The organism is Flavobacterium sp. AK-301 (assembly GCF_058310215.1).
This window is the reverse complement of record NZ_JBZEES010000003.1, coordinates 34,688-59,031: the sequence shown is the minus strand read 5'-3', so window position 1 is coordinate 59,031 and position 24,344 is coordinate 34,688. Positions and strand designations below refer to the sequence as shown.

Here is a 24,344-nt window from a genome sequence, read left to right as displayed (position 1 = left end):
GGATGAAATCAATTATTCTTTTATTTCAATAATTCTTTTTTTGCTTCTTGTAAAGCCATTATAAAATCATCTAAATACAATTTGGTTACTATTTTTTCTTCAAAAAATTCAATCCTAACGTTATCAACCCCTTCCTCTTTTTGAATAAAAGCAATCTCCTCCCCGTTAATCCATATATAGGCTACCAATTCTTCGTAATCAATTGGACTTCCTATTACTATTTTAAAATTATTTTCCATTTATTTTCCTATTTCTCTAAATCCATTAAACAAACCATCTCTTGAAACTCCAAATCCACGCCCTGTTGCTTTATCGAAAATATATTTCCCCCCTCCTTTAGCAGGTTCAATAATTTTATCTCCAGATTGCATTATTTGATTTAAAACTTTAAGTCCATCTTGATTTGCAGTCTTATGAGAAAATTTTAAACTCTTAAAAACTCCTTCTCTTCCTATATGTTTCTGCAATGCTCTTCCAACAACCGTTAAGCCTTGATCTCCCCATGATTTAGTCGCGCTCGTCAAAAACCCATCTGCTAACCCCATTTCTCCTTTTGCTACATTCGCAAGTGCTCCAATACCTTTACTAACAACGCTTAATACCCTACCTGCTACAACTCCACCTGCTACATTTGCAAATATTTCAGCTGATGGATCATTTAAAGCACCACTTTTTGGGATAACATTAGTTGTTCGAATTTCACCAGGAAATCGAGAAGTAAACAAACTTCCAACTTCACCATTTGTTTGAACATTAACAGCTGTTTGTTGTACTTCTTTTTCTTCGGTGTACATCAACCTACCGTCTATCTTAACATTAATATAATCTGTTTTATCTCCTCCTTTATTACTTATTAGGGTTGTTTTACCTGTTGTTATATCAATATCGTATTCTTTTTCTAATAATCCTGTAGGATCAGTAAAATATATTGGATTATTAAACCCAAAACGATAAGGTGTCCAACTAGGAAACTCTTCACTTAACGGATCAGGAGACATCCATCTCCCTGCAATATCTCCTATAGGCTGCGCATCCGGATTAAGTGTATCTCTGACAATATTACCCACAATTTTTTTCTTATCCACATGGAAACGAACAGTGCCAATAGTGACGATACTATCCAGATCATGGAACTCTAAATATTTCCCTTTACTAAGCGTTGCTATTTTCGCTTTATAGCCATACTTTGCGAAAGGATTTCCTGCCTGAATGTTTTTCTCTCTACGTTCTTTCTCTTTTTCAGAAAGTTGTTCCTGCGCCATTACTCCACTAAAGATAAACAAAGTAAGCATTAAAAAGTAAAAATGTTTCATTAAATAGATTTTGATTAATAGGTATTCATTTTTTTATTCTCATATTTATCACGTTCTGTTCTTAAAGAAATCAGCCATTCTAAATACATATTCTCAGGCATATTTCGGTATCCTATTTCGTGGATATAGGCATATTCTTTTTCTAAAGCAGTAAAACGGGAATTTGCGAGTTCAATATTCATTTCTTTTTCAATCTGTGTTTTATGGGTTTCTGCCTTTAAAATTAAAGCTGTTACAAACTGAGGGTAAGCTTGTAAAGCTGTTTCACAGCACTTTAAAATAAAAGTACCGTCATTATCAGGAAACTTATTTTCATAATTCTGTGCTAAATCAATTAAAACCAAAGCGATGCTTTCTTCATTATTTAAAGCTTTCATATAAACACCGTTTTTAATAGCATCAATATGAATATATCCCGAAGCCATTAACCAGGAATCCATAGGGAAAATACGGCTTGTTAACTCTGTATTGTACCAACCGTATTTTAAACTTTTATGTTTGATATAAACATGATTCGGAGCAAGTGCTAAACGTGCTTCAACATCTAATTCTTCTGCTAATATCTTATATAAATAAGGTAAGGAATGACAATTCCCTTTTCTTGTACCAATCAGTTTGGATACAAAGAGACTTACCCTTGTTGTATGTCCGAAAACATCATTGAAATCATATTGAAAAGGTAAGTATTCATGAATCTCATTATTAATATTTATAGGGATCGTATCGGATAATACCTGAAAAACAGAAGCCCATTTATTAATGGTTTCTTTATCTTTTTCTGGATAATATATAAAGCGATTTTCAATCAATGAAAGACTTAACCTTTTCATTAAATTAATTTGTTTCTCCATTGAGTCTCTATCTAATTTACCTTCTAAATAAGCATTTTCGACAGAGAAAACAGCTTCTTTAAAACTATACTTATTTTCGCCAATAAGCATATTTTTAAGCAGTACATAACTCTGTTCAAATAATTCTTGTTGTTGTTCAGTACTTTGGGCAATTACACAAAATTTTGAAAAGAATAGTAATATAAATAGTGTTTTTCGCATTATTAATTTTTTATTGTTTTGATAATAGATCCCTTAATCTGTTTGACTAAATTTTCATTGTTCTGTTTATTTTTAGCTTCATTCAATGAACCTAACCATTGTTGATAAACTTCATCCGGCATCTGTTCAAACCCTAAATTATCAATATCCTGATAACCTTGATTGGTTTGTTGCAGTAAAGCAACCGCCTTTGGAAAATACTTTATATTTTGTAAATCTTCTTTATTTCTGGGATTGACACCAATCTGACTGGCTACATATTCAAAAAGAATGCTGGTATAATTCGCTTTTATCATTTGTGCGTGAATATTATTAGGATAGAGTTCCAACGCTCTGTTTGCAATCTGTTCTACAAAATCATCATAACCGAATTTATGAATATATCCATTTGCTAAATCTATGTACATCTGAGATAACAATTGCTGTTTGGATAAATTTTGCATATAAATTTCGTTTTGTAATGCTTCTGCTTTTATATAACCGGAATTAAGAACAAAGGAACTGGCAGTAAGCATTCTGTTGGTTAATTCAATATTGTACCATTTATTCTTATTGAAATCATCCCTGAATTTAATATAGGAATGATTAGGCGCAAAGGATAAAAATGCTTCTGCCTGAATTTCTTCTGCTAAAATAAGATATAACAGAGGCATTGAATGACATTGCCCTGAACTTGTAGCAAGTAATTTTGAAACGAACATTTTAGAATAATTCTCTCTTCCCCAGTTATCTTCAAAATCATACTGAAAAGGAAGGTGTTTTTGTTTTGTAGCCTTTAATTGTAAGGGTTCTGAAAAGAATTGAAAAAGCATATAGTTTTTAGCTGAATTACTTTGTAAATCATAATTCAGTTCTTTCATTTTTGCGATTAGAAATTCTCCTGTATTCTTGATGATTTTATCAAAAGTGACTTTGTTTTTTTTGTTATTGTAATATGCATTTTCAATCTGAAAATTAATATCTCTCAAAGAGTAATTTTCTATATCTATAGTATTCATTTTATCAAAAACCTCTTTATAGAATTCTGTTCCTGAAAGATTGGATAAAGAAGGTAGTGCATAGTTTATATCTGTAAACTCAGATTCAATTTCTTTTCTGATAAAGTCAATTTCTTCTCTACGTTGCCGCTTATGTTTCTCAATATCTCTCAGTATGCTTTCATTTTGTTGTTGTTGTCTTGATTGCTCTTTTGCGAAAAAAGCATTCATGATATTATTGGAATTCGGTGGATTAGAAGCATAATTAGTCTGATTATAATTATTAAATGGCATTACAGGTTGAGGAGTAACAATAGTCGGTATGCCAAATTGTGCTAGAACCGTCATAGGAAATAATAAAAATAGAAATCTTATAATCATAACTTATTGGAGTGTTTTATTCTTAAAAGGAGTAAAATATATAAAAAACTAATTACATCAATAGAAATAAAATAGAATTTATGATAATTTAATGAATTCTACAAATATGGAGCTAATTCAATTAACTTAAGAGGTTTTTAACATTAAATAGTTTACTTACGCTTTATATTACAGTATGTCCCTACACCTCATCTTTTTAATACGCTTTATTGGTTTCTTTTTCAAGATTAGATCGTCCTTTGATCATCCATTCCGGAGCTTTTTCCTCTTTTAGATAATGATCAAAAAATTGTTTCATTCGTGTTGATAAGTCTTTTCTGTTACCCCAACTTTCAGCTTTAAGATTGTGCGGTTCTCCATTATAATTTAACATCCATACCGGTTTATCTAAACGACGCAACGCTACAAAATACTCAATTCCCTGATACCATGGCACTGCTCCGTCGTTATCATTGTGCATCATTAATAAAGGGGTTTGTACTTTATCGGCATAAAACAAAGGTGAATTTTTTAGGTACAAATCTAAATTATCCCAAATTGTTTCTCCTATTCTGCTTTGTGTATGTTCATACTGGAACATTCTGCTCATACCGGATTCCCATCGAATACCTCCGTAAGCACTGGTCATATTACTAACCGGAGCTCCTGCCATAGCCGCCGCAAACATATTAGTTTGAGTAATTAAATATGCGGTTTGATATCCTCCCCAGCTTTGTCCCTGAAGAGCAATGTGTTTTTTATCAATGGACGGATATTGTTTTATCATATTCTCTACACCACTAACAATACAGTTATAAGCACTCTTCCCCGGAAAACCTTCTTTATAAATAATATCGGGAACAAAAACAAAATAATCATTACTGGTATATAACGTTTTATTAATTATAGATCTACTTGGTTGAGGAGTATAATGACGATGATAGGTATCAGAGTTCAGTTCATAAAAATACACCACCATAGGATATTTTTTATTGGGATCGAAATTCTCCGGTTTATATAATAATCCTTGTAAAGAGATTTCATCATTGTTTTTCCATTCTACTAAACTTACAGTTCCCCATTTATAATTTTTCTGCTGTGGATTTGCTTTAGTTAATTGTACCGGAGACTCAAAATTAGTTGTCGTAAACCAGATATCGGGATATTCCTGATAGGTTTGTTTAGTATAAAAGAGAGAATTACTGTTTTTTGATTTTTTAGGTGTCATGAAAAAATAATCTCCTTCTATTATAACAGCAGGTGTGTTTTCTTTGTTAAAATCAGAAAATACATATCCTGCTTTTTTAGTGTTCTCTTCAAAAACAGATAACAAAACTTGTTTTTTAGTATCTATAAATTTCTCCTCACTATCAATCTGAAGATATCTGTATATTTTATTCGTTTCCCTTCCATTTTTCGTTATTCGTTTTGGTTGTATTTTTGATTCAGGATCAAATTTCCAAATATCATAACGATCATATATATAAACCGATTTATCTTCTTCATTCCAACCGGCAACACCATAAGGCAAAGGTTCATTAGGCTGGTCGTTTTTTTCATCATACCAAACGACATTTAATCCTTTTGTTAATGGTTTTTGCTGATTTGTCTTTAAATTAACGGAATAATAAATACTGTCTTTTCTATTGTAATAAACAGCATATTTCTGGGAAGCTCCAAACCAAACCTGGTTCTGTTCTTTAATTAATAATTTTCGTTCTCCTGTATTTAAATTGATTTTATAAAAATCTTTTACAAATAGTGCTGTCCATGAAGAAGCTCTTTTATAGGGTTCTCCATCTGCTCCTAAAACAAAATTTCCATCTCCGTTATTTAACACAGTAATATCATAAACTATAGTATCTGCTAACTGTACTGCTTTATCTAAACTAAAATCATATACTGCAAGATACGTTCTGTTTTCTTCTTTTTTACTATTTGCAATTTGTTGTGGCTGTAATTCTTTATCTGTCCATGACCAAATATCTAATATCGCTCGTTCTTTATTTAATAAGGTATCCTTCTGTTTTTCTCTTTCGAATAAAGTATTACCGAAAAACAATCTTTTACCATTCTCTGAAAAGAATAAATCTCCTTTATCTGAATAATTCCAATTCTTAGGAATGTTTTTAATTCTGTTTATTTTTAATTCTGTCAATTGTGATTTTGTTCCTTTATACAACTGATATTTTTTGATTTTTGTTGTATCTGATGAAAATAGAAACCCTAATCTGTCTCCCTTATCTTCTATTGCAATCTTTGTTATTGTTCCTTTAGAATTGAAAATCGTATCTGTCTTTTTACTATCCGCATCAAAATACAATAATGCTGAAGTAATCAGAGAATCTGTCTTTTTTTCTGAATGAAGTAATAATTTATCTGCTTTCTTAGACCAGCTGAAACTTTTTATATTTAAAAATGCTATACTATCTTTCTGTATGGGATTATAAACTACTACAATAGTATCATTCTTTACTTTTTGTTTTTTATCTACCTCTGTTGAATCCTTTTCTTTTACTACTTTCTGTATTGTTTTATAGACAAGCCATTCACCTCCTTCGACAGGCAGACTAAAACTTTTTAGATTTGGGCGTTTTTTTATCTCTTTGGTTTTAAACACATAGATTCCCAAAGAATCAACAGGAAGTTTTTCTTTTTTTAGTTTCTTTGTTTCAGCTTTTCTTCGAAGTTCTATTTCAGGCTTTATCTTAAAGGATACAAATGTGCTTTTACCATTAATCTGAGCATCATAACCTCTGGATATTGTGTCTGACTCTTTCGTTTTAGTGTTAACAATAACAAGCATACCATCACCATTTCCGGGATTATATTCATGTATAAGATACTTCCCATTCTCAGATAACTGAGCTTTTTCTATTTGTTTCCAACTATCAAAATCATCTACAGTGAGTGATTTTTTTTGTGCGGATGCAACAACGACAATAAAAAACAAAGAAACAAATAAATACATTTTAAACTTCATAATTCTATTTTTGTTAGGGGAAATTCTGATTCAATTATTCAACTATTCTTTGTAAAACTACATGAATGATGTATATTTAACAAATGTCCAATGTTAAATATATCATCCTTAGCATAATCTGTATTTCAAAATTTTGTTTTTTAAAATAACTTTAAATAATTATTGAACCTGAAGCTTGAATAACACATTCTCTCTTCTTAATCTTTTTGCTATTTTTGTAAAAAAACATATCATGTCAAATTTCCATTCTCTAAAAATTAAAGAAATTAAACGTGAGACTGAAAAAGCAGTTTCTATTCTTTTTGATGTTCCGTCAGATTTACAAATTGATTACAATTTTATTGCCGGTCAGTATGTCAATTTAAAAACAATAATAAATGGAAAAGAAATACGCAGAGCATATTCTATCTGTTCTCCAAGTAATTCTAACGAATTACGAGTTGCTGTAAAAGCGGTTTCTGATGGTGTTTTTTCTAAATATGCTAATGAAATTCTGAAAGAAGGAGAATCTATTGAGGTGGGAACTCCTGAAGGTAAGTTTACTTTTGAACCGGAAACCTCTCATCATAAAAATTATGTAGCTTTTGCTGCCGGAAGTGGAATAACTCCAATTCTGTCCATTATCACTACTGCTTTAAAAAATGAACCTTTAAGTTCTTTTATATTAGTATATGGTAATAAAACTCCTGAAGACACTATTTTTCATCATCAATTACATGATCTGCAATTACAATATACAGGCAGATTTTTTTTGTACTCCATTTACAGTCAGGCAAAAATTGAGGATAATCTCTTTGGAAGAATCGAACGTTCTACAGTAAATTTTATTTTAAAAAATAAACATAAAGAGCTGAAATTCAGTAAATTTTATCTTTGTGGTCCTGAGAGCATGATCAATATTGTCAGTGATGTTCTTAAAGAAAATAATGTTAAAGAAAATAAGATACGATTTGAACTTTTCACCAGTTCTTCTGAAGAGCATATCATTGAAAAGCCTTTAGACGGACAGACTAAAGTTTCTGTTCTCGTTGACGATGAAGAAACTACTTTTGTAATGTCCCAACAAATGACTATTCTTGAAGCAGCATTAAAACAAGGTCTTGATGCTCCTTATTCTTGTCAGGGAGGAATTTGCAGCAGTTGTCTCGCCAGAATTACTGCAGGTACTGCAGAAATGAAGAAAAATTCAATTCTTACAGATGGGGAGATTGCTGACGGATTAATTCTTACCTGCCAGGCTCATCCAACATCTGATAGTATTTATATAGATTATGATGATGTATAATTACTAAGAAAAAAGAGCAAAGAACCAAGAAGAAAGAAAAATTATAAGAAACCGTTAGCTTCAAAACAGCTAACGGTTTTTTCTATAACTGAAATTGAATTGCAGTCACTATACGTTCGGGTGTTATTGTTCTCATCACTTCTTCATATCCCGGAACTTCTTTATTTCCGTAAATAGAAGTTGGCAGCATAGGATATTTTTCTCTGTCAGCTGTTATAGTATTTTCTTCCGGTTGATTAAATGGAGCAAAACCGGCAAAAGGATGTGTGGCTCCCCAAACTGTTATTACCTTAATTCCCAACATTGCTGCAATATGAGCATTTCCGGAATCCATACTAAGCATAACATCTAAATTGCTTATCAGTTCTAATTCCTCTTTAAATGGGATCTTACCTGCTATATTAATCACGTTTTCTCTATTTGCAGAAAGGATATCTAAAAGCTCTATCTCTTTTCCTCCTCCTCCAAAAAGAAATAATTTATAATTCTTGTTTTCTGCTAAAAGAGCAATTACTTTTTCCATCAAATCTAAAGGATATACTTTTGAAGTATATTGGGCAAAAGGAGCGATACCTATCCATTTTTTATCTTTAACCCCAACAATAGCTGTCGTTTTTTTATCTATTTCCTGTACAGGAGGAAAAACAGGACTTTTTATATCAACTGTAATTCCCAAAGATTCAAAAACTTTTACATGTCTTTCAATCATTGTTGTTAAGGGTTTAAATACCTTGTTTTCACTTCGGGTTAGTTCTTTTTTTTCTGTTCTGCCTTTATCTACTGAAGCAATAGGAATTCCTTTTATACTGAATAAAGTTCTCACGACTTTTGAACGTAATACATTGTGTAAATCTGCAAAGGCATCTACATTCAACTTATTCAAATCTGAAAACAACCTGAATAACCCAAAAAATCCTTTATGTCGTTTTTTTAGATCAATACTAAAAAAACTTACGTTTGGGATATCCTCAAAGAACGGTTTAAAAAAAGGTCTTGAAACAACCGTTATTTTTACTTCCGGATTTTGTTGTGTCAGAGCTCTTATGACCGGAACTGTCATTGCTACATCTCCCATTGCTGAAAGTCGCATTACTACAATATGATTTATTTTTGACATTTTTTAAAGCTATTTATCTACATGAATTAACCAAAAAAGACTTTCAGTAAAATGTATTACTAAAAGTCTTTTTATTCATGTTTATTTATAAACCGGAACTAAAATAATTTCAGTTCTTATTATTTATTCTGATATAATATCGGATTTAACTCCTCATCATTATACATTTTCATTTGTTTATAGACTTTCATAAATTTATCACCATTCTGAATATCTGTTAATAAATCATCTATAGCTGTAGAAAGGTCTGATCGTTGTTCTAATAAAACGTCTAGTTTCACCTGACATTTATCTCTATGATCCTGTGAAGCTTCTTTACGAGTTGCTTCTTCATTCATATGATAAATTTTCAGGGCCAGTATAGATAACCGGTCAATTGCCCATGCCGGACTTTCTGAATTGATCTTAGCACCGGCTTTTACCGCTACATCTTTATATTGCTGAAGAAAATAACTGTCAATATATTCAACCATATCCGTACGTTCCTGATTAGAAGCATCAATTCTTCTCTTTAACTTTAAAGCTGCAACCGGATCAATTTTCGGATCTCTTATAATATCCTCAAAATGCCATTGTACAGTATCTATCCAGTTTTTAAGATATAATAAATGTTCTATTTTATCTTTTGGATAAGGATTACTTATTGGCTGATCTACGCTATCAAATTTATGATAATCATTAATACTTTCTTCAAATATTGAATAAGCTAATTTAGAAAACATATCTTTACATTTTTGAATTACAAATATACTTTTTATACCTTTATCTTACTAATACAAATTAAATTCGTTTATGCATCTTCATTACATCTCTGAAAAAAATAGTATTCTTAATCACTTTCTAGCACAAATTCGTGACGTTAATGTACAAAATGACAGCATGCGGTTCCGAAAAAACATTGAAAGAATCGGAGAAATCATGGCATATGAGCTAAGTAAAACCCTTACTTATAAAAATATTGAAGTTCAAACCCCTCTTGGTATCAAAAAAACAACTGCTCTGGAAGACAATGTTGTACTATGTTCTATTTTAAGAGCCGGGTTAGCTTTACATACCGGATTTATGAACTTTTTTGATGATGCTGAGAATGGTTTTGTTTCTGCTTACAGACATCATCCCAATAATGATGCTGAATTTGAAATACTGGTAGAATATCAAGCTGCTCCTTCCTTTGAAAATAAAAATCTGATCCTAATTGATCCTATGTTAGCCACAGGTCAGTCATTAGTTGCCGTTTTCAATAAACTGATGACTCAGGAAACTCCAAAAGAAATACATATTGCCATTGTAATTGCAGCGCCGGAAGGAATAGCTTATCTAGAAGAACATTTACCGGATAACTGTCATTTGTGGATTGCTACCCTTGATGAAAGACTAAATGATAAAAATTATATCATTCCTGGTCTTGGTGACGCAGGTGATCTTGCTTACGGAAGTAAATTATAACTTAACTGCGATAAAAACACAATAATACTTACTCCTATAAGAAGATATAAAACCATATCTTTTGTCCAGAGACCTTCTAAATTCTCTATATAATTTGCTCCCATTATTGCGAGTGGAGCAAATGTATAGATCAGATAACCATTATTTTTATCTCTAGATATTAAGAAAATCAATACTCCTATAAAAAAAGCAAAAATAACTTTTTTATAAGCAGAATGAAGATTGATCGGTTTCTTAGAAAATGAAAATAACTGGTTTATTAGAAAGAACAATGATATAATTGTAAAAAAAATTAATGCTACATTCTGAAATCCATTTTTAAAATAGTTGAAATTAAAATCAATAACAACTTGGTCCAAAACATTAAGAATAATCGATTTGTCTATTAATAAGGCTGCTAAAACAGAGATAATAGCAACTGTAAATAAAGCTATAAACGGAATGATCCAGTTCCTGTAATCGCGAAAAGTAAGAAAAATAACAGATATAAATACTAATAATATAAAGAGAATACTCCAGAAATAGAACAGAGTAGCAATAAATACCCAAAAAGAAGCATCAAATATTTTCTCTTTTGGTGCTACTAGTGATTGTAAAGAAATCAGTCTTCTTAAAGCTAACAGAATAAAGAAATTCGATATTACAATATTTGTATTCACAAATATTGACGGAAACAATATTAATAAAACCAGAAAGATTAAAAAAGCAAAACAGTTATCTTTACTCAGTCCGTTTCTTTTAGTAATGAAATTAGTGATAAAAGCAGATGCTACTAAGATTACTAATACTACTATTTTTTCTAAAATTCCAAAAATAGAATTTATCCAGTTTAAATCCTTCAACTGAAACAAAAAAAAGCACAAAACGAGCACGAAAGCTAATAAAATAAAATTTATTGGTTTTGATTTACTAAAAACACTTGTTATCATCTGGATATTTTATACTTTTGTGATTGTAAATATAATACTTGTTTAAAGATGAAAGCTTTTTTTAATGGAATACAGTACTTATTCGAAAATATATTATTCGCTCCATTAGACTTCTTAAGAAGTTTAGAACTAAGAAATTGGTGGGTAGCTAATACTATTAGTTGGATTTTCATAATAATTTGTGCTGCTGCAATTGTTTACTGGGTAAAACAATTAGGTGTTCACAAAAAAAATAATGAAGAGGACCAAGATACCAACGCCCATTCATTCTTATAAATCGAAACCAATATCTTTTCTGAAATACATCTTATCAAAATGTAGTTTGTCTATATTTTGATAAGATTTTTGTATGGCTTCTTTGAAATCATTTCCAAAAGAAGTTACTGCAATCACCCTACCTCCATTAGTTACTACTTTATTATCTACTAATTTTGTTCCTGCATGGAATACAAGAGAATCTTCAATAGTATCTAATCCACTTATTATTTGTCCTTTTTCATAATCTTCGGGGTATCCTCCGGAAACAACCATAATTGTTGTTGCGCTTCTTTTATCAATTTCGAGATTCACTTTATCAAGTGTCTGATCTGCCACAGCAGAAAACAACTCTACTAAATCTGTCTTCAGCCTTGGAATAACAACTTCCGTTTCAGGATCACCCATTCTAACATTGTATTCGATCACGTAAGGGTCGTTTTTAACGTTAATAATCCCTATAAATACAAAACCTTTATAAAGAATACCATCATGATGTAATCCTTCAATTGTAGGCTTAACAATACGTGTTTCTATTTTTTCCAATAACCCAGCATCTGCAAACGGTACTGGAGATACTGCTCCCATACCACCTGTATTTAATCCTGTATCACCTTCTCCAATTCTTTTATAATCTTTTGCTGTAGGTAATATTTTGTAATGTTTACCATCTGTTAAAACAAAACAACTTAGTTCTATCCCATCCAAGAACTCTTCAATTACTACTTTTGAGCTTGCTTCTCCAAATTTTTCATTTACTAACATATTGGTCAGTTCCTCTTTAGCCTCTTTCAGATCATTAAGAATTAATACTCCTTTACCTGCTGCCAAACCATCTGCTTTTAAAACATATGGCGGATGTAATTTTTCCAGAAAATGATAACCTTTCTCAATGGTTTCTTTAGTAAAACTGTGATAAGCAGCTGTTGGAATTCTATGCTTTATCAAAAACTCCTTTGCAAATTCTTTACTTCCTTCTAATAAAGCGCCTGCTTTTGACGGTCCAATAACCGGTACGTGTTTTAAAAGATCGTCTGCCAGAAAAAAATCATGAATTCCGAGAACTAATGGGTCTTCCGGTCCTACTACTACCATTTCAATATTTTCTCTGATAACAAGATCTCTGATCGCTCCAAAATCTGTAGAACTTATATTTACATTTACAGCAATACTTTCCGTTCCGGCATTCCCGGGAGCAACAAATAGTTTTGTACATTTTGGACTTTGTAACATTTTCCAAGCCAAGGCGTGTTCTCTTCCTCCTGAACCAAGTAGTAAAATTATCATGAGTGTATTGTTTGTTTTTATTAATTATCAAAAATAAGCGCTTTTAAACACAAAAAATAATTATTCTAATGAAAAATATTTAATTTATAAACTTAGAGAAATCTTTATTATGTTCATTTTTTAATTCTTCTGGAGACAGCTTTTTAAAATAATCATATGTAATTTTCATTCCTTCTGCTCTTGAAACTTTTGGCTCCCATCCTAAAATTGTTTTTGCTTTTGAAATATCCGGTTGACGTTGTAATGGATCATTTACAGGCAATGGACAATAAATAATCTTTTGATTTGTGCCTGTCAATTTAATAATTTCTTCAGCAAAGTCTTTAATTGTTATCTCTGCGGGGTTTCCAATATTTACAGGTCCTGAATAATCCGAATGTAATAATTTGTATATTCCTTCTATCTGATCATCAACATAACAAAAAGATCGGGTCTGCATACCATCTCCAAAAACGGTTAAATCTTCTCCTCTTAATGCTTGTCCTATAAATGCCGGTATAACACGTCCGTCATTTAACCTCATCCTTGGTCCGTATGTATTAAATATCCTGACAATTCTTATTTCTAAGCCATGAAAAGTATGATAGGCCATTGTCAATGATTCCTGAAAACGTTTCGCTTCATCATATACCCCTCTCGGACCAATTGTATTTACATTTCCATAATACTCTTCCGTTTGTGGGTGTACTAACGGATCTCCATAAACTTCTGATGTGGAAGCTATTAAGATTCTTGCTTTTTTCACTCTGGCGAGACCTAAAAGATTATGAGTCCCTAATGATCCTACTTTTAATGTCTGGATTGGTATCTTTAAATAATCTATGGGGCTTGCCGGGGAGGCAAAATGAAGAATATAGTCCAGATTACCCGGGACATGAACAAATTTAGTAATATCATGGTGATAAAACTCAAAATAAGCGTGTTTGAACAAGTGCTCAATGTTTTTTAAATCTCCTGTAATAAGATTATCCATTCCAATTACGAAATAACCCTCCTTTATGAATTTATCACAAAGATGAGATCCTAAAAATCCGGCAGCTCCTGTTATTAATATTCTCTTCATTTTTGGAATTCTGATAAATCAGAATATTATTTTACATTAAATATTTGTTCTAATATCTTGATTGTAATCAAATAGGTAGGTTTTACCCCTGTGGTTCCTAACCCTCCTGAAGCTAATGTGCTTCCTGTTTCCAGTGGATTATCTGACGCATAATAAGCATATCTTACTTTTACATCATTTGGAATGCTTTTTCTGATTTTTGAAGCAGACTGAATTGCTTTCTGATAATATGCTCCTTCCATCTCTAATCCAATCACGTTCCAGGTAGAATCATAGAAAAATTTCAGAAGGTCTTTATTCTGTAATGATGTTCCTAAAACAGTGACCATTGGTCCTGCAAAAACAGCAATGTCATTTCCTTTAAACATTTCTGCTGTCAATTCATTCTCAAAAGGATAATTATCTGCTGTTCCTTCGTTAATATGAGCTGAAGGGATCATAATATCTCCTTTGCCTCCTTCAAGAATACCTGCTTTACCCATAATAGAAACAGACTCTACATTTAATAATGTCTTGTTCTCTTTTGTTTCCTGATATGGTTTTAATAATTCATCTATTGTTTCAAATGCCTGTTCTCCAAAAGCGTAATCCATAACAATGATTACCGGCTTTTCTTTGCCTAAAATGGCTGTTGGAAAAGCAGAATTTTTAAAATCAATTTTTGCTGTATCAAATATTTGTACGTCAATGTTAGTTCCGGAAGTATCCGGAAGAGAAATCATTCCTTGTCTTAAGGCAACCTCTTCTACTTTACTTCTTACTTCATTACTCCCCGATTTACTCAATTCTTCATAAATAAAGAAATCTGATTTATCTTTAAAGTTTGTCTTCAAAATTGGAGTGGCAAAAATAGAATTCATAACACTGTGCATATTCGCACTGATAATATGAATTGGTCTGTTCAAAAGATTATTTTCTTTTAAAACCTCTTTGATATTTGTTGCCCAGATTTCACCGTGAATATGATGTCCTAGTCTTTCTCTTAAAATAGGACTGAAAGTAATGGTGCGTTTATTATTATCAACCACTTCTTCTATTGCTAGTTTACCCAACCAATATACAACATGTAAAAATCGATCCGGTTTTTCTGTCGTCGCAAAATCATCATAAATCTCAAGCACATCTGCAAATGTTCTTCCTAAAACATTAGAGGTATGTGAAATTGCTTTTTCTTTTTCAACAAGAGATAATTTTTTGTTTTGCAAAACTACCTGTTCCAGTTTCTGCCAGTCACGTGTAACATCTCCACTTTCATCAATCAGAACACGATCTTTAATCTTATAGGATTCAATAAAAATAAAGGTCAGATGTGTCAAAATATCATAAATATCAGATCTTCCACGAGTGATTTCAACATTCATCTGCTCTTCGTCAATACGATAACAGTTTCTTTTTCTTTTTGGAGGAACAATTGCTTTGAAATGGGATTTTGAATAACCTTCGTCGGAAGTCAGGTTAATAAAGCGACATTCTTCAATTCCAATAGGAAGCCGTTCGATCACATACAGTAAACCATTTAGTTCTACTTTTTCACCATCAATTGCTCCATATATCTCTGGACGCAATAACAGTAATGCTTCTCTTAATGTATCTCCTGAAACACCCATTGGCTTATAAAACCCTCTGTTAAATAAATGGCGCATCGTGATATATAATTTTTCTATCGCTGATGACGATTCCTGTGCTCTTGATCGTACTATATTTTTCATTTTATCGTTTTTCTACTATTATAAATATTCCATCAAACTATAACACAAACTCACATTAAAATAACTCTAATTGTGATCCTGTTGTTTTTAACGCCTTTATTTCCTACAAAAATACATTTTATTTTCTCGAAAGTTGATCTGCAATATCTCTATCATTGGATAATCTCGGAATTTTATTTTGTCCTCCTAACTTTCCTACTGATTTCATATATTCCTGAAATCCTCGTTTTTTAACAGTTGTAATTATTAGTCTTTGCAACACTTTCCCTTTTATAAGATCATCATAATAAACATTCTGTCTGCACATTGCCTTGTCTATTTTCTCAGCAAAGATGTCCATATTATCCGGTTCTTTTTCAAATTCAATAAACCATTCATGATAGGGTAATCCTTGTTGAGGTGTTGTTTGTGGTGCTACTGTAAACTCATTTATACTTATTTCTGTACTTGTCATAGCCTCCTGTAAAGCTTCTTCTACTTCCTTTCCTATAACATGTTCTCCAAAAGCAGATATATAATGTTTTATCCTTCCTGACACAATAACACGATAAGGACTTAAAGAGGTAAACTGAACAGTATCTCCAATATTATAGCCCCACAATCCTGCATTAGTCGAAATTATCAGAACATAATTAATTCCCATCACAACCTCACCTATTGTATATCGTTTAGGATTCTGATTGAGAAACTCATCTGCTTTTATAAATTCATAAAAAATACCTGAATTTAAGAGCAGTAACATTCCTTTTTCTTTTTGAGAATCCTGATAAGCAAAGAATCCTTCGGAAGCAGGAAATAGCTCTATGCTATCTACTTTTCTTCCTATTAGCTGTTCAAATTTTGCTCGATAAGGTTCATAATTAACTCCTCCGTAAATAAAAAGATCAAAATTTCTAAATATTTCTCCTATTTTTTTATTCGCTTTCTGTTCTAATTTTTCAAAATACATTTGTACCCAGGAAGGAATCCCTGAAATAACGGTCATATTCTGATTAATGGTTTCTTCAACAATAGCATCTACTTTAGTTTCCCAGTCTTCTATACAATTTGTTTCCAAACTGGGCATTCTGTTTTTTTGTAAATATTTTGGTACAAAATGAGCTACTATTCCTGATAGTCGACCGAATTTGATTCCGTTCTTTTCTTCTAAGACAGGGGTTCCTTGTAAAAAAATCATTTTACCGTTTACAAAATCTGCTTTTCCTGTTTCATGAATATAAAGTAAAATAGCATTACGTGCCGCTTCGATATGAAAAGGCATTGATGCTGCTGTAAGAGGTATATATTTTGCTCCTGATGTTGTTCCTGATGTTTTGGCAAAGTAAATTGGTTTTCCTTTCCATAAAACATCTTTTTCTCCTGCAACTACTCTTTCTATATAAGGCTTTAGTGCTTCATAATCCCGAATAGGGACATTTTTAACAAAATCAGAATGAGATTTTATAGTATGAAAACTATGATCTCTTCCAAACTGAGTTGTTCTTGCCTGATTAATCAGATCCAAAAAAACTTTATGCTGGGTTTCAACTGGTTTTTCTGACCAATTCCGGGTCTTTTTATAAATACTTTTGGCAAATACTTTTGCTAAAACAGATTTTAATATCATATCAATTTATTCAAAATCAATAAAACTTGTCGGGTCAACAGGATTTCCATCTTTCCATAATTCAAAATGTAAATGTATTGCTGTAGACTGTTCTCCTGTAGATCCTGCTATTCCAACAACTTCTCCTACACGAACTTTATCTCCCTGCGATTTTGTAACTGAGGCACAATGTTTATAAACAGATATTATTCCCTCTGTATGTTCTATAATAATAGTATTACCATTTGTCGGAGTCCATTCAGAAAATATAACAGTTCCATTTGCAACAGACTTTATAGACGCATTAGCGGAAAGCGCAATATCTATAGCAAAATGCTTGGTTTTAGGGTTATATTTTTCGGTTATCAATCCATTTGCCGGAGGAAATAAAACGATATTGACTTTTCTCTCTGCTTTTTCAAAAAGATTATATTTATCTTCTAGCGCCACCGTATTTCTAAGTATCGAGTCTTCTTTTGATGGAGAAAAATGAATCTGTGATGCGTCAGGCAGCTCTGCTGCAATAATAGAGTCTTTATTAAATTTAGTATACTCTACTTCACCTAACAAAACTTTTTTTATAGATTCAATATAAGCTTTGTTTTGTTTTAAAACATAATCAATCGAATCTGATTTGATAGCAAGATAAGTTGCGTCTTTTTTTAATTTTGATGAAGCATATCCGGGAATATATTCTCTTAAAGGAGTAAAGGCAATAATATAAGTTGTTATAGCTATTAAAAATATTGAAGATATTGTTAGCAAAACAAACACATTCATCAAATTTAATTTTAATGAAAAAATCTCTTCAAATGTATCTTCATTCAATATAACCAAGCGGTTCTTATTGAGTAGTTTTCTGGACAATCTTTTTCTCATTAATTTTCTCTTAGGTATATTTCAGTTTAAAAATCCAAATATAATCATTTATAGACTCTTTTATGTCTTATTTCAGATATAGAATTCTGAAAAACAAACTGCTTTATTTTACCAGAACACTAGTTATCAGACTTTAACCTACTTTAAAATTATAATTTTACGGAAATTTTAACGTTATAAACACATAAATTATTGAGTATATAATACATAGTCCTGTATTTTTGATTTATCTTTGCAGTCTAATTAAAATGAAAATTATGAATGCACTAAACGTATTTTTAGGAATCATTGGCGGATCAGAATGGATTTTGATTGTTGTGGTAATCGTGTTACTTTTTGGAGGTAAAAAAATTCCGGAATTAATGCGTGGTCTGGGTAATGGAATTAAGGAATTCAAAAGCGCTACTAAAGAAGACCAACCTCAGACTGCTGAAAAAAAAGAAGAGAATAAACTATAGTATTTTACTAAAAAGTTTGTTTTAAATATTTCTTCTTTAGAATTTTAAAGAGGAAGCTGGTCGGTATTATATATCTTAAGTTTTAAGATATATAATACCGACTTTTTTCTGGCAAAAAGCCTCTCCATAATTAAGTGAGGCTTTCTGTTTTTTATAGTATCATGCTTAACTGAATCCTTTTCTTTGCTTCATCTATCTCTACTACTTTTACCTGTACATGCTGATGTAATTTCACTACTTCATTTACATCGCTTACAAATCCTTCTTTCAGCTGAGAAATATGAACTAGTCCGCTTTCTTTAATCCCAACATCAACAAAACATCCAAAATTAGTAATATTATTCACTATACCCGGTAATATCATTCCTGATCTCAGATCTTTGATTGTTTTTACATTACTGTCAAATTCAAAAACTTTAGCGGATTTCCTTGGGTCTAATCCCGGTTTTTCAAGTTCCTTTATAATATCTTTTAATCCTAATATTCCAACCTGATCTGTAATATAATTTTCTACTTTGATCTGTGTTGTTTTTTCTTTATTGGCAATCAGGTCATGAACAGAAACTTTCAGATCTTTTGCCATTTTTTCTACAATTTTATACGATTCCGGGTGTACCGCAGAATTATCCAAAGGATTTTCGGCATTTGCTATTCTGATAAATGCAGCAGCCTGCTGAAATGCTTTTTCTCCTAAACGGGGAACTTTTTTCAATTGTTTTCTTTCAACAAAAGGACCGTTCTCAGATCGAAATTGAACAATATTTTCTGCCATTTTTTCACCAATACCGGAAACATAGCTCAACAATGATTTACTGGCAGTATTAATATTAATACCAACACTGTTTACACATCGTATAACAACTTGATCCAATTCTTCTTTTAATAAATTCTGATCGACATCATGCTGATATTGTCCTACTCCGATAGATTTTGCCTCAATTTTAACCAGTTCAGCTAATGGGTCTGATAATCGTCTTCCAATAGAAACGGCTCCTCTGACTGTTACATCATAATCCGGAAACTCTTCTCTTGCAATTTTTGATGCAGAATAAATAGAGGCTCCTGCTTCACTTACTACAAAAACCTGTACGGGTTTGTCAAATGCTATCTTTTTAATAAAAAATTCTGTTTCTCTTGAAGCGGTTCCGTTTCCTATGGATATGGCGTCAATTTTATAAGCATTGACCATAGAACGGATCTTTTTCATCGCAATAGCCGTTTCATGTTGCGGTGCATGAGGGAAAATAGTTTCATTATATAATAAATCTCCTTTTTCATCCAGACAGACTACTTTACATCCAGTTCTAAAACCCGGATCTATTGCTAATATCCTCTTTTCACCTAAAGGAGGTGCTAATAATAACTGCCCTAAATTATTTGCAAAAACATTTATAGCTGTTGCATCTGCTTTTAGTTTAGCTTCCTGTAATGTTTCATTGGAAATTGCCGGAGCCAACAATCTTTTATAACTGTCATCAATTGCTTTTTCCATATGAACTATTGTGTCTTCATTATCTTTGAGTAATGAATGCCCTATTAATTCAATTGCTTCCTCTTTTTCAATTTCAACTTTAATCTTTACAAATCCTTCATTTTCTGCACGCAACATAGCTAATAAACGGTGAGAGGGAGCTTTATTAATTATTTCCGACCAATCGAAATATTGTTCAAATTTTTGTGCTTTTTCTTCTTCTTTTTGGGTTTTGACTACTTTCGTTGTTATTGTTGCTTTACGCTGAAATAAACGTCGTAGCTGCTTTCTGATATAAATATTTTCATTGATCCATTCTGCAATAATATCACGGGCTCCCTGTAATGCTTCATCTTCATTTATAACCTGTTCATTTAGATATTTTGACGCAATGAAATCAATATTATCACTATTTTGTGCCATAATGATCTTAGCCAGTGGTTCTAATCCTTTCTCACGAGCAACATCCGCTTTTGTTTTCTTTTTCTTTTTATAGGGTAAATAGAAATCTTCTAACTCATTTAAATCAAAACTTAAACTAATCTTTTTTTCCAGTTCAGGAGTAAGTGCTTCTTGTTCCGTAATGCTTTTTAATATTGCTTCTTTCCTTTTTACAATTACATCATACTCTTTCTGAAGTTTCGCTATTTGTTCAATAATAACCTCATCCAGATTACCGGTCTTATCTTTTCGGTAACGGGCAATGAACGGAATTGTGCAATCTTCATTTAATAATTGTAACGTGTTTTGAATATTTATGGCAGATGTAGCCACTTGTTTGGAAATAAATTCTATGGTAGTCATTACTATTCGATTCTTAGATTTTGGGTTATTTGATTGTTTTGAAAATTACTTTAAATTCTAATCCAAAACCTGAAAAACAAATAGTCGGAGTGTTTTAAAATTCATAATTTAAAATGTTTTTAACTACACATTGGTATTTTATCAATTCTGTTCTGATGTCTGCCTCCTTCAAAAGCGGTATTTATAAATGTATCCACCATCTCCAGTACCTGTGGAATGGAAGTATATCTTGCCGGAATACTCAGGATATTAGCATCGTTATGCTGACGTGCCAGTGCAGTGATCTCTTTTGTCCAGCATAATGCTGCTCTTACTTTTGGATGTTTATTAGCTGACATTGCTGCACCGTTTCCGCTTCCACAGATAATAATTCCAAAATCAACTTTATTTTCTTCAACATCTTTTGCAACAGGATGTATAAAGTCTGGATAATCTACACTATCAAAAGAATCTGTACCATGATTAATCACTTCAATTCCTCTATCCTGAAGCATCTTTATAATAGCTTGTTTGTATTCTGGACCGGCATGGTCATTTCCTATAGAAATTTTCATTTTCCTGTTGTTTAAATTGTAACGACAAATTTACCGCAACGAATTTCAACTACCAAAAAGATTTGGTTAATTATCAATTATCAGACAAAACAGTAAAACGATTATACTATTTTTAAATTGCCCCCGTCATTTAGTTTTTTAAGAATCTTATTTACTGCCTCAACATCATTTGGATGAACTTTGAGTTTTATACCTCCCAATGCCTGAGAATAAAATGGAGCAATTGAAGTTATTGTTTCATTTTCAAAAAAATACTGAATTTCTTCCTCGTCCAGTAAATGTTTTAAAACCATTATTTCATGGGGATAACTAAAAACAGCAATCACTATAAATTCTTCCATTTCTTCTGTTATAATGTCTTTATGTAAAGATACTGTATAATTTTCTTATTAGATTACTTGATACGTTCGCTAAGCTCATATTTAAAATTATTAACTCTAAAACAGATAAATAAAATATTCATTTCAGAAAGAAAACGAACGAATCCGGTTCAACTTATATTTTACTATAAAAAAACACTAAACTCCTTAATTTCTACCTTTTGAAAGTTATATTTTAATTAAATTTTCCGCTACTTTTACTATATCTCATTACTAATTCGTAATTTTCAACTTTATAAGAAAAGATTTATGAGTAAGAAACCAAAAAGATTTAGTAAAAGTGAAAAAAATTTCACTTCTAAAATTTTAAAAATTGTATCTACAGACAGTAATAAAACATTCAACTATAAACAGATAGCAGCGAAACTGGAATTAAATGATACACAAAGCAGAAACCAGATTATTAAAGACCTGAAAGTCTTAGCAGCACAACAAAAAATAGAAGAAACAGAAAAAGGAAAATACAGAGTGATTGCCGGTCAGGATTATTATGAAGGAGTCATTGATATGACCAGCAGAAAAACAGCTTATTTCGTATCAGAAGAATTTGAAGATGATGTCTTTATACCAACCAGTAACCTGAACAAAGCATTAGATGGTGATATTGTAAAAATATATGTTTATAACCGTAGAAAAGGCAGAAAACCAGAAGGGGAGGTTGTAGAGATCATTGAAAGAAAGAAAATAGAATTTGTAGGGGTTATTGATATCCAGAAAAATTTTGCTTTCGTTTCCACTGCTAATCCAAAAATGTATACTGATATTTTTATTCCAAAAGAAAAACTTGGAAATGCTGAAAACGGTGATGTCGTTCTAGTGAAAATAGAAGACTGGCCTCAAAAAGCAGATTCTCCTTTTGGAGCAGTAATCAAAGTACTCGGTCGTCCCGGAGAACATGATACGGAAATTCATGCTATTCTGGCCGAATATGGTTTACCATATGATTTCCCGGTAGATGTAGAAGCTTATGCCCAAAAACTGGATACCAGTATTCAGGAAAGTGAAATCGCAAATCGAAGAGATATGCGGGACACGCTAACCTTTACGATTGACCCAAAAGATGCTAAAGATTTTGATGATGCTTTATCTTTCAAAAAACTAGAGAATGGTAATTATGAAATCGGTATTCATATTGCCGATGTTTCTTATTATATTCAGGAGGGAAGTATCCTTGATGAAGAAGCTTATAACAGAGGAACATCCGTTTATCTGGTAGACAGAGTCGTGCCAATGCTTCCAGAAGTACTTTCTAACTTTGCCTGTTCATTACGTCCCAATGAAGAAAAATATACTTTCTCAGCAATATTTGAAATCAGCGAAAAAGCAGTCATACTGAATAAATGGTTTGGAAGAACTGTTATTCATTCAAACCAGCGTTTTGCTTATGAAGAAGCACAATATATCATTGAAACAAAAGACAATACCATTCCGGAAGCTACTTCCATTACAGGTTCTTCTTATGTTGTAAATGATGACATTGTTGAAGCTACTTTAAAACTGGACGAGCTGGCAAAAATTCTGAGAGGAAAAAGAATGCAGGAAGGTGCTATTTCTTTTGATAAAGTTGAAGTAAAATTCGACCTAAACGAAAGGGCAGAACCTATGGGAGTATTCTTTAAAGTGTCTAAGGATGCAAACCATCTGATTGAAGAATTCATGCTTCTTGCGAACAGAAAAGTAGCTGAGTTTATAGGAAAACAGAAAAAAACATTTGTATATCGTATTCATGATGAACCGAATGAAGATAAATTATTCAATTTACAAACAGTAATAGCTAAATTCGGCTATAGCATTAACCTGAAAACAAAAGGTGATATTTCTAAATCACTAAATAATCTGTTAAATGATGTTCAGGGTAAAAAAGAACAAAATCTAGTAGACACCTTAACGATCAGAACCATGAGTAAGGCTAAATATTCAACTGACAATATCGGTCATTACGGACTGGCTTTTGATTACTATTCTCATTTTACTTCTCCTATTCGCCGTTATCCGGATATTATGGTACACCGTTTGTTACAATACTACTTAGATGGAGGTCAGTCAGTGAATGCAGAATTATATGAAGAGAAATGCGTTCATACTTCAAATATGGAAAATTTAGCAACCAGTGCGGAACGTGATTCTATTAAATACATGCAGGTCAAATATATGCAGGATCATCAAACCGAAGAATTTCTGGGAGTTATTTCGGGTGTGACAGAATGGGGAATCTATGTTGAAATTGTAGATAATAAATGTGAAGGAATGGTCAGAATCAGAGAAATCAAAGATGACTATTACACATTTGATGAAAAGCAATATGCTCTTGTTGGAGAAGTTACCGGTAAGACACTACAATTAGGAGATGAGGTATTTGTTAAAGTAAAAAATGCCGATTTAATAAAAAAACAACTGGATTTTCATTTCATTAAAAAAAATGATTAATTAAAAAAAT

21 protein-coding genes are annotated in these 24,344 nt (G+C 31.7%); 5 read left to right on the top strand and 16 right to left on the bottom strand.

The window, feature by feature from the left end; all coding sequences use genetic code 11:
- Positions 1-20 precede the first annotated feature (20 nt).
- The 5 genes from AC4FQX_RS06110 to AC4FQX_RS06090 form a co-directional block, all read right to left on the bottom strand.
- Positions 21-239: a hypothetical protein gene (locus AC4FQX_RS06110; RefSeq protein WP_491166795.1), complete on the bottom strand. Its 219-nt coding sequence runs from the start codon at positions 237-239 to the stop codon at positions 21-23.
- Positions 240-1,313: a tRNase toxin domain-containing protein gene (locus tag AC4FQX_RS06105; RefSeq protein ID WP_491166794.1), complete on the bottom strand. Its 1,074-nt coding sequence runs from the start codon at positions 1,311-1,313 to the stop codon at positions 240-242.
- Between the two features lie 14 nt (positions 1,314-1,327).
- Positions 1,328-2,365 (bottom strand): hypothetical protein, encoded by a 1,038-nt coding sequence (locus AC4FQX_RS06100; protein ID WP_491166793.1) that lies wholly within the window; start codon positions 2,363-2,365, stop codon positions 1,328-1,330.
- 2 nt (positions 2,366-2,367) lie between these two features.
- Positions 2,368-3,723, bottom strand: a complete 1,356-nt coding sequence (locus AC4FQX_RS06095; RefSeq protein ID WP_491166792.1) for a hypothetical protein — start codon at positions 3,721-3,723, stop codon at positions 2,368-2,370.
- Positions 3,724-3,919: 196 nt separating this feature from the next.
- A complete protein-coding gene (locus AC4FQX_RS06090) occupies positions 3,920-6,685 on the bottom strand; it encodes an alpha/beta hydrolase family protein (RefSeq protein WP_491166791.1) in 2,766 nt (921 codons plus the stop codon).
- Between the two features lie 232 nt (positions 6,686-6,917).
- Here AC4FQX_RS06090 and AC4FQX_RS06085 point away from each other — a divergent pair, with 232 nt between their 5' ends.
- The gene (locus AC4FQX_RS06085; protein ID WP_491166790.1) at positions 6,918-7,970 is read left to right on the top strand and encodes a 2Fe-2S iron-sulfur cluster-binding protein; all 1,053 of its coding nucleotides are present in this window, start codon (positions 6,918-6,920) and stop codon (positions 7,968-7,970) included.
- 82 nt (positions 7,971-8,052) lie between these two features.
- Here AC4FQX_RS06085 and AC4FQX_RS06080 read toward each other — a convergent pair whose 3' ends face one another.
- Positions 8,053-9,087, bottom strand: coding sequence for a glycosyltransferase family 9 protein (locus AC4FQX_RS06080; protein ID WP_491166789.1), 1,035 nt, complete (start codon positions 9,085-9,087; stop codon positions 8,053-8,055).
- A 119-nt stretch (positions 9,088-9,206) separates the two neighbouring features.
- Positions 9,207-9,809 carry a DUF4254 domain-containing protein gene (locus AC4FQX_RS06075; RefSeq protein WP_491166788.1) on the bottom strand — a complete coding sequence of 201 codons (603 nt, stop codon included), beginning with the start codon at positions 9,807-9,809 and terminating at the stop codon, positions 9,207-9,209.
- Positions 9,810-9,879: 70 nt separating this feature from the next.
- Here AC4FQX_RS06075 and upp point away from each other — a divergent pair, with 70 nt between their 5' ends.
- Complete coding sequence (gene upp / locus AC4FQX_RS06070) at positions 9,880-10,533, top strand: uracil phosphoribosyltransferase (protein WP_491166787.1); 654 nt, start codon at positions 9,880-9,882, stop codon at positions 10,531-10,533.
- On the opposite strand, the gene AC4FQX_RS06065 is transcribed toward upp, so the two are convergent.
- On the bottom strand, positions 10,515-11,462 hold the full coding sequence (locus tag AC4FQX_RS06065; protein WP_491166786.1) for a DUF6427 family protein: 948 nt from the start codon (positions 11,460-11,462) through the stop codon (positions 10,515-10,517). The two genes, upp and AC4FQX_RS06065, sit on opposite strands and share 19 nt — an antisense overlap.
- Before the next feature lie 48 nt (positions 11,463-11,510).
- Here AC4FQX_RS06065 and AC4FQX_RS06060 point away from each other — a divergent pair, with 48 nt between their 5' ends.
- Entirely contained in the window at positions 11,511-11,738 is a 228-nt protein-coding gene (locus AC4FQX_RS06060) for a DUF6341 family protein (protein WP_491166785.1), read from the top strand.
- On the opposite strand, the gene purD is transcribed toward AC4FQX_RS06060, so the two are convergent.
- The 5 genes from purD to AC4FQX_RS06035 all read right to left on the bottom strand — a co-directional run bounded on the left by purD (position 11,733) and on the right by AC4FQX_RS06035 (position 18,240).
- Positions 11,733-13,004, bottom strand: coding sequence for a phosphoribosylamine--glycine ligase (purD, locus tag AC4FQX_RS06055; RefSeq protein ID WP_491166784.1), 1,272 nt, complete (start codon positions 13,002-13,004; stop codon positions 11,733-11,735). The genes AC4FQX_RS06060 and purD overlap by 6 nt on opposite strands.
- Before the next feature lie 79 nt (positions 13,005-13,083).
- The gene (locus AC4FQX_RS06050; protein WP_491166783.1) at positions 13,084-14,067 is read right to left on the bottom strand and encodes a UDP-glucuronic acid decarboxylase family protein; all 984 of its coding nucleotides are present in this window, start codon (positions 14,065-14,067) and stop codon (positions 13,084-13,086) included.
- A 26-nt stretch (positions 14,068-14,093) separates the two neighbouring features.
- A complete protein-coding gene (locus tag AC4FQX_RS06045; protein WP_491166782.1) occupies positions 14,094-15,776 on the bottom strand; it encodes a DUF6909 family protein in 1,683 nt (560 codons plus the stop codon).
- A 118-nt stretch (positions 15,777-15,894) separates the two neighbouring features.
- Positions 15,895-17,382: a GH3 family acyl-acid amido synthetase gene (locus AC4FQX_RS06040; protein WP_491166781.1), complete on the bottom strand. Its 1,488-nt coding sequence runs from the start codon at positions 17,380-17,382 to the stop codon at positions 15,895-15,897.
- A 6-nt stretch (positions 17,383-17,388) separates the two neighbouring features.
- Positions 17,389-18,240 carry a M23 family metallopeptidase gene (locus AC4FQX_RS06035; RefSeq protein WP_491166780.1) on the bottom strand — a complete coding sequence of 284 codons (852 nt, stop codon included), beginning with the start codon at positions 18,238-18,240 and terminating at the stop codon, positions 17,389-17,391.
- Between the two features lie 257 nt (positions 18,241-18,497).
- Here AC4FQX_RS06035 and tatA point away from each other — a divergent pair, with 257 nt between their 5' ends.
- The gene (gene tatA / locus AC4FQX_RS06030) at positions 18,498-18,698 is read left to right on the top strand and encodes a twin-arginine translocase TatA/TatE family subunit (protein WP_491166779.1); all 201 of its coding nucleotides are present in this window, start codon (positions 18,498-18,500) and stop codon (positions 18,696-18,698) included.
- Positions 18,699-18,849: 151 nt separating this feature from the next.
- On the opposite strand, the gene AC4FQX_RS06025 is transcribed toward tatA, so the two are convergent.
- From AC4FQX_RS06025 to AC4FQX_RS06015, 3 genes are all read right to left on the bottom strand, one after another.
- On the bottom strand, positions 18,850-20,973 hold the full coding sequence (locus AC4FQX_RS06025; protein WP_491166778.1) for a Tex family protein: 2,124 nt from the start codon (positions 20,971-20,973) through the stop codon (positions 18,850-18,852).
- A 119-nt stretch (positions 20,974-21,092) separates the two neighbouring features.
- Positions 21,093-21,527 (bottom strand): ribose 5-phosphate isomerase B, encoded by a 435-nt coding sequence (gene rpiB / locus AC4FQX_RS06020; RefSeq protein WP_491166777.1) that lies wholly within the window; start codon positions 21,525-21,527, stop codon positions 21,093-21,095.
- A 101-nt stretch (positions 21,528-21,628) separates the two neighbouring features.
- On the bottom strand, positions 21,629-21,868 hold the full coding sequence (locus AC4FQX_RS06015) for a putative signal transducing protein (RefSeq protein WP_491166776.1): 240 nt from the start codon (positions 21,866-21,868) through the stop codon (positions 21,629-21,631).
- A gap of 288 nt (positions 21,869-22,156) precedes the next feature.
- Here AC4FQX_RS06015 and rnr point away from each other — a divergent pair, with 288 nt between their 5' ends.
- On the top strand, positions 22,157-24,334 hold the full coding sequence (rnr, locus tag AC4FQX_RS06010; RefSeq protein ID WP_491166775.1) for a ribonuclease R: 2,178 nt from the start codon (positions 22,157-22,159) through the stop codon (positions 24,332-24,334).
- Positions 24,335-24,344 lie beyond the last annotated feature (10 nt).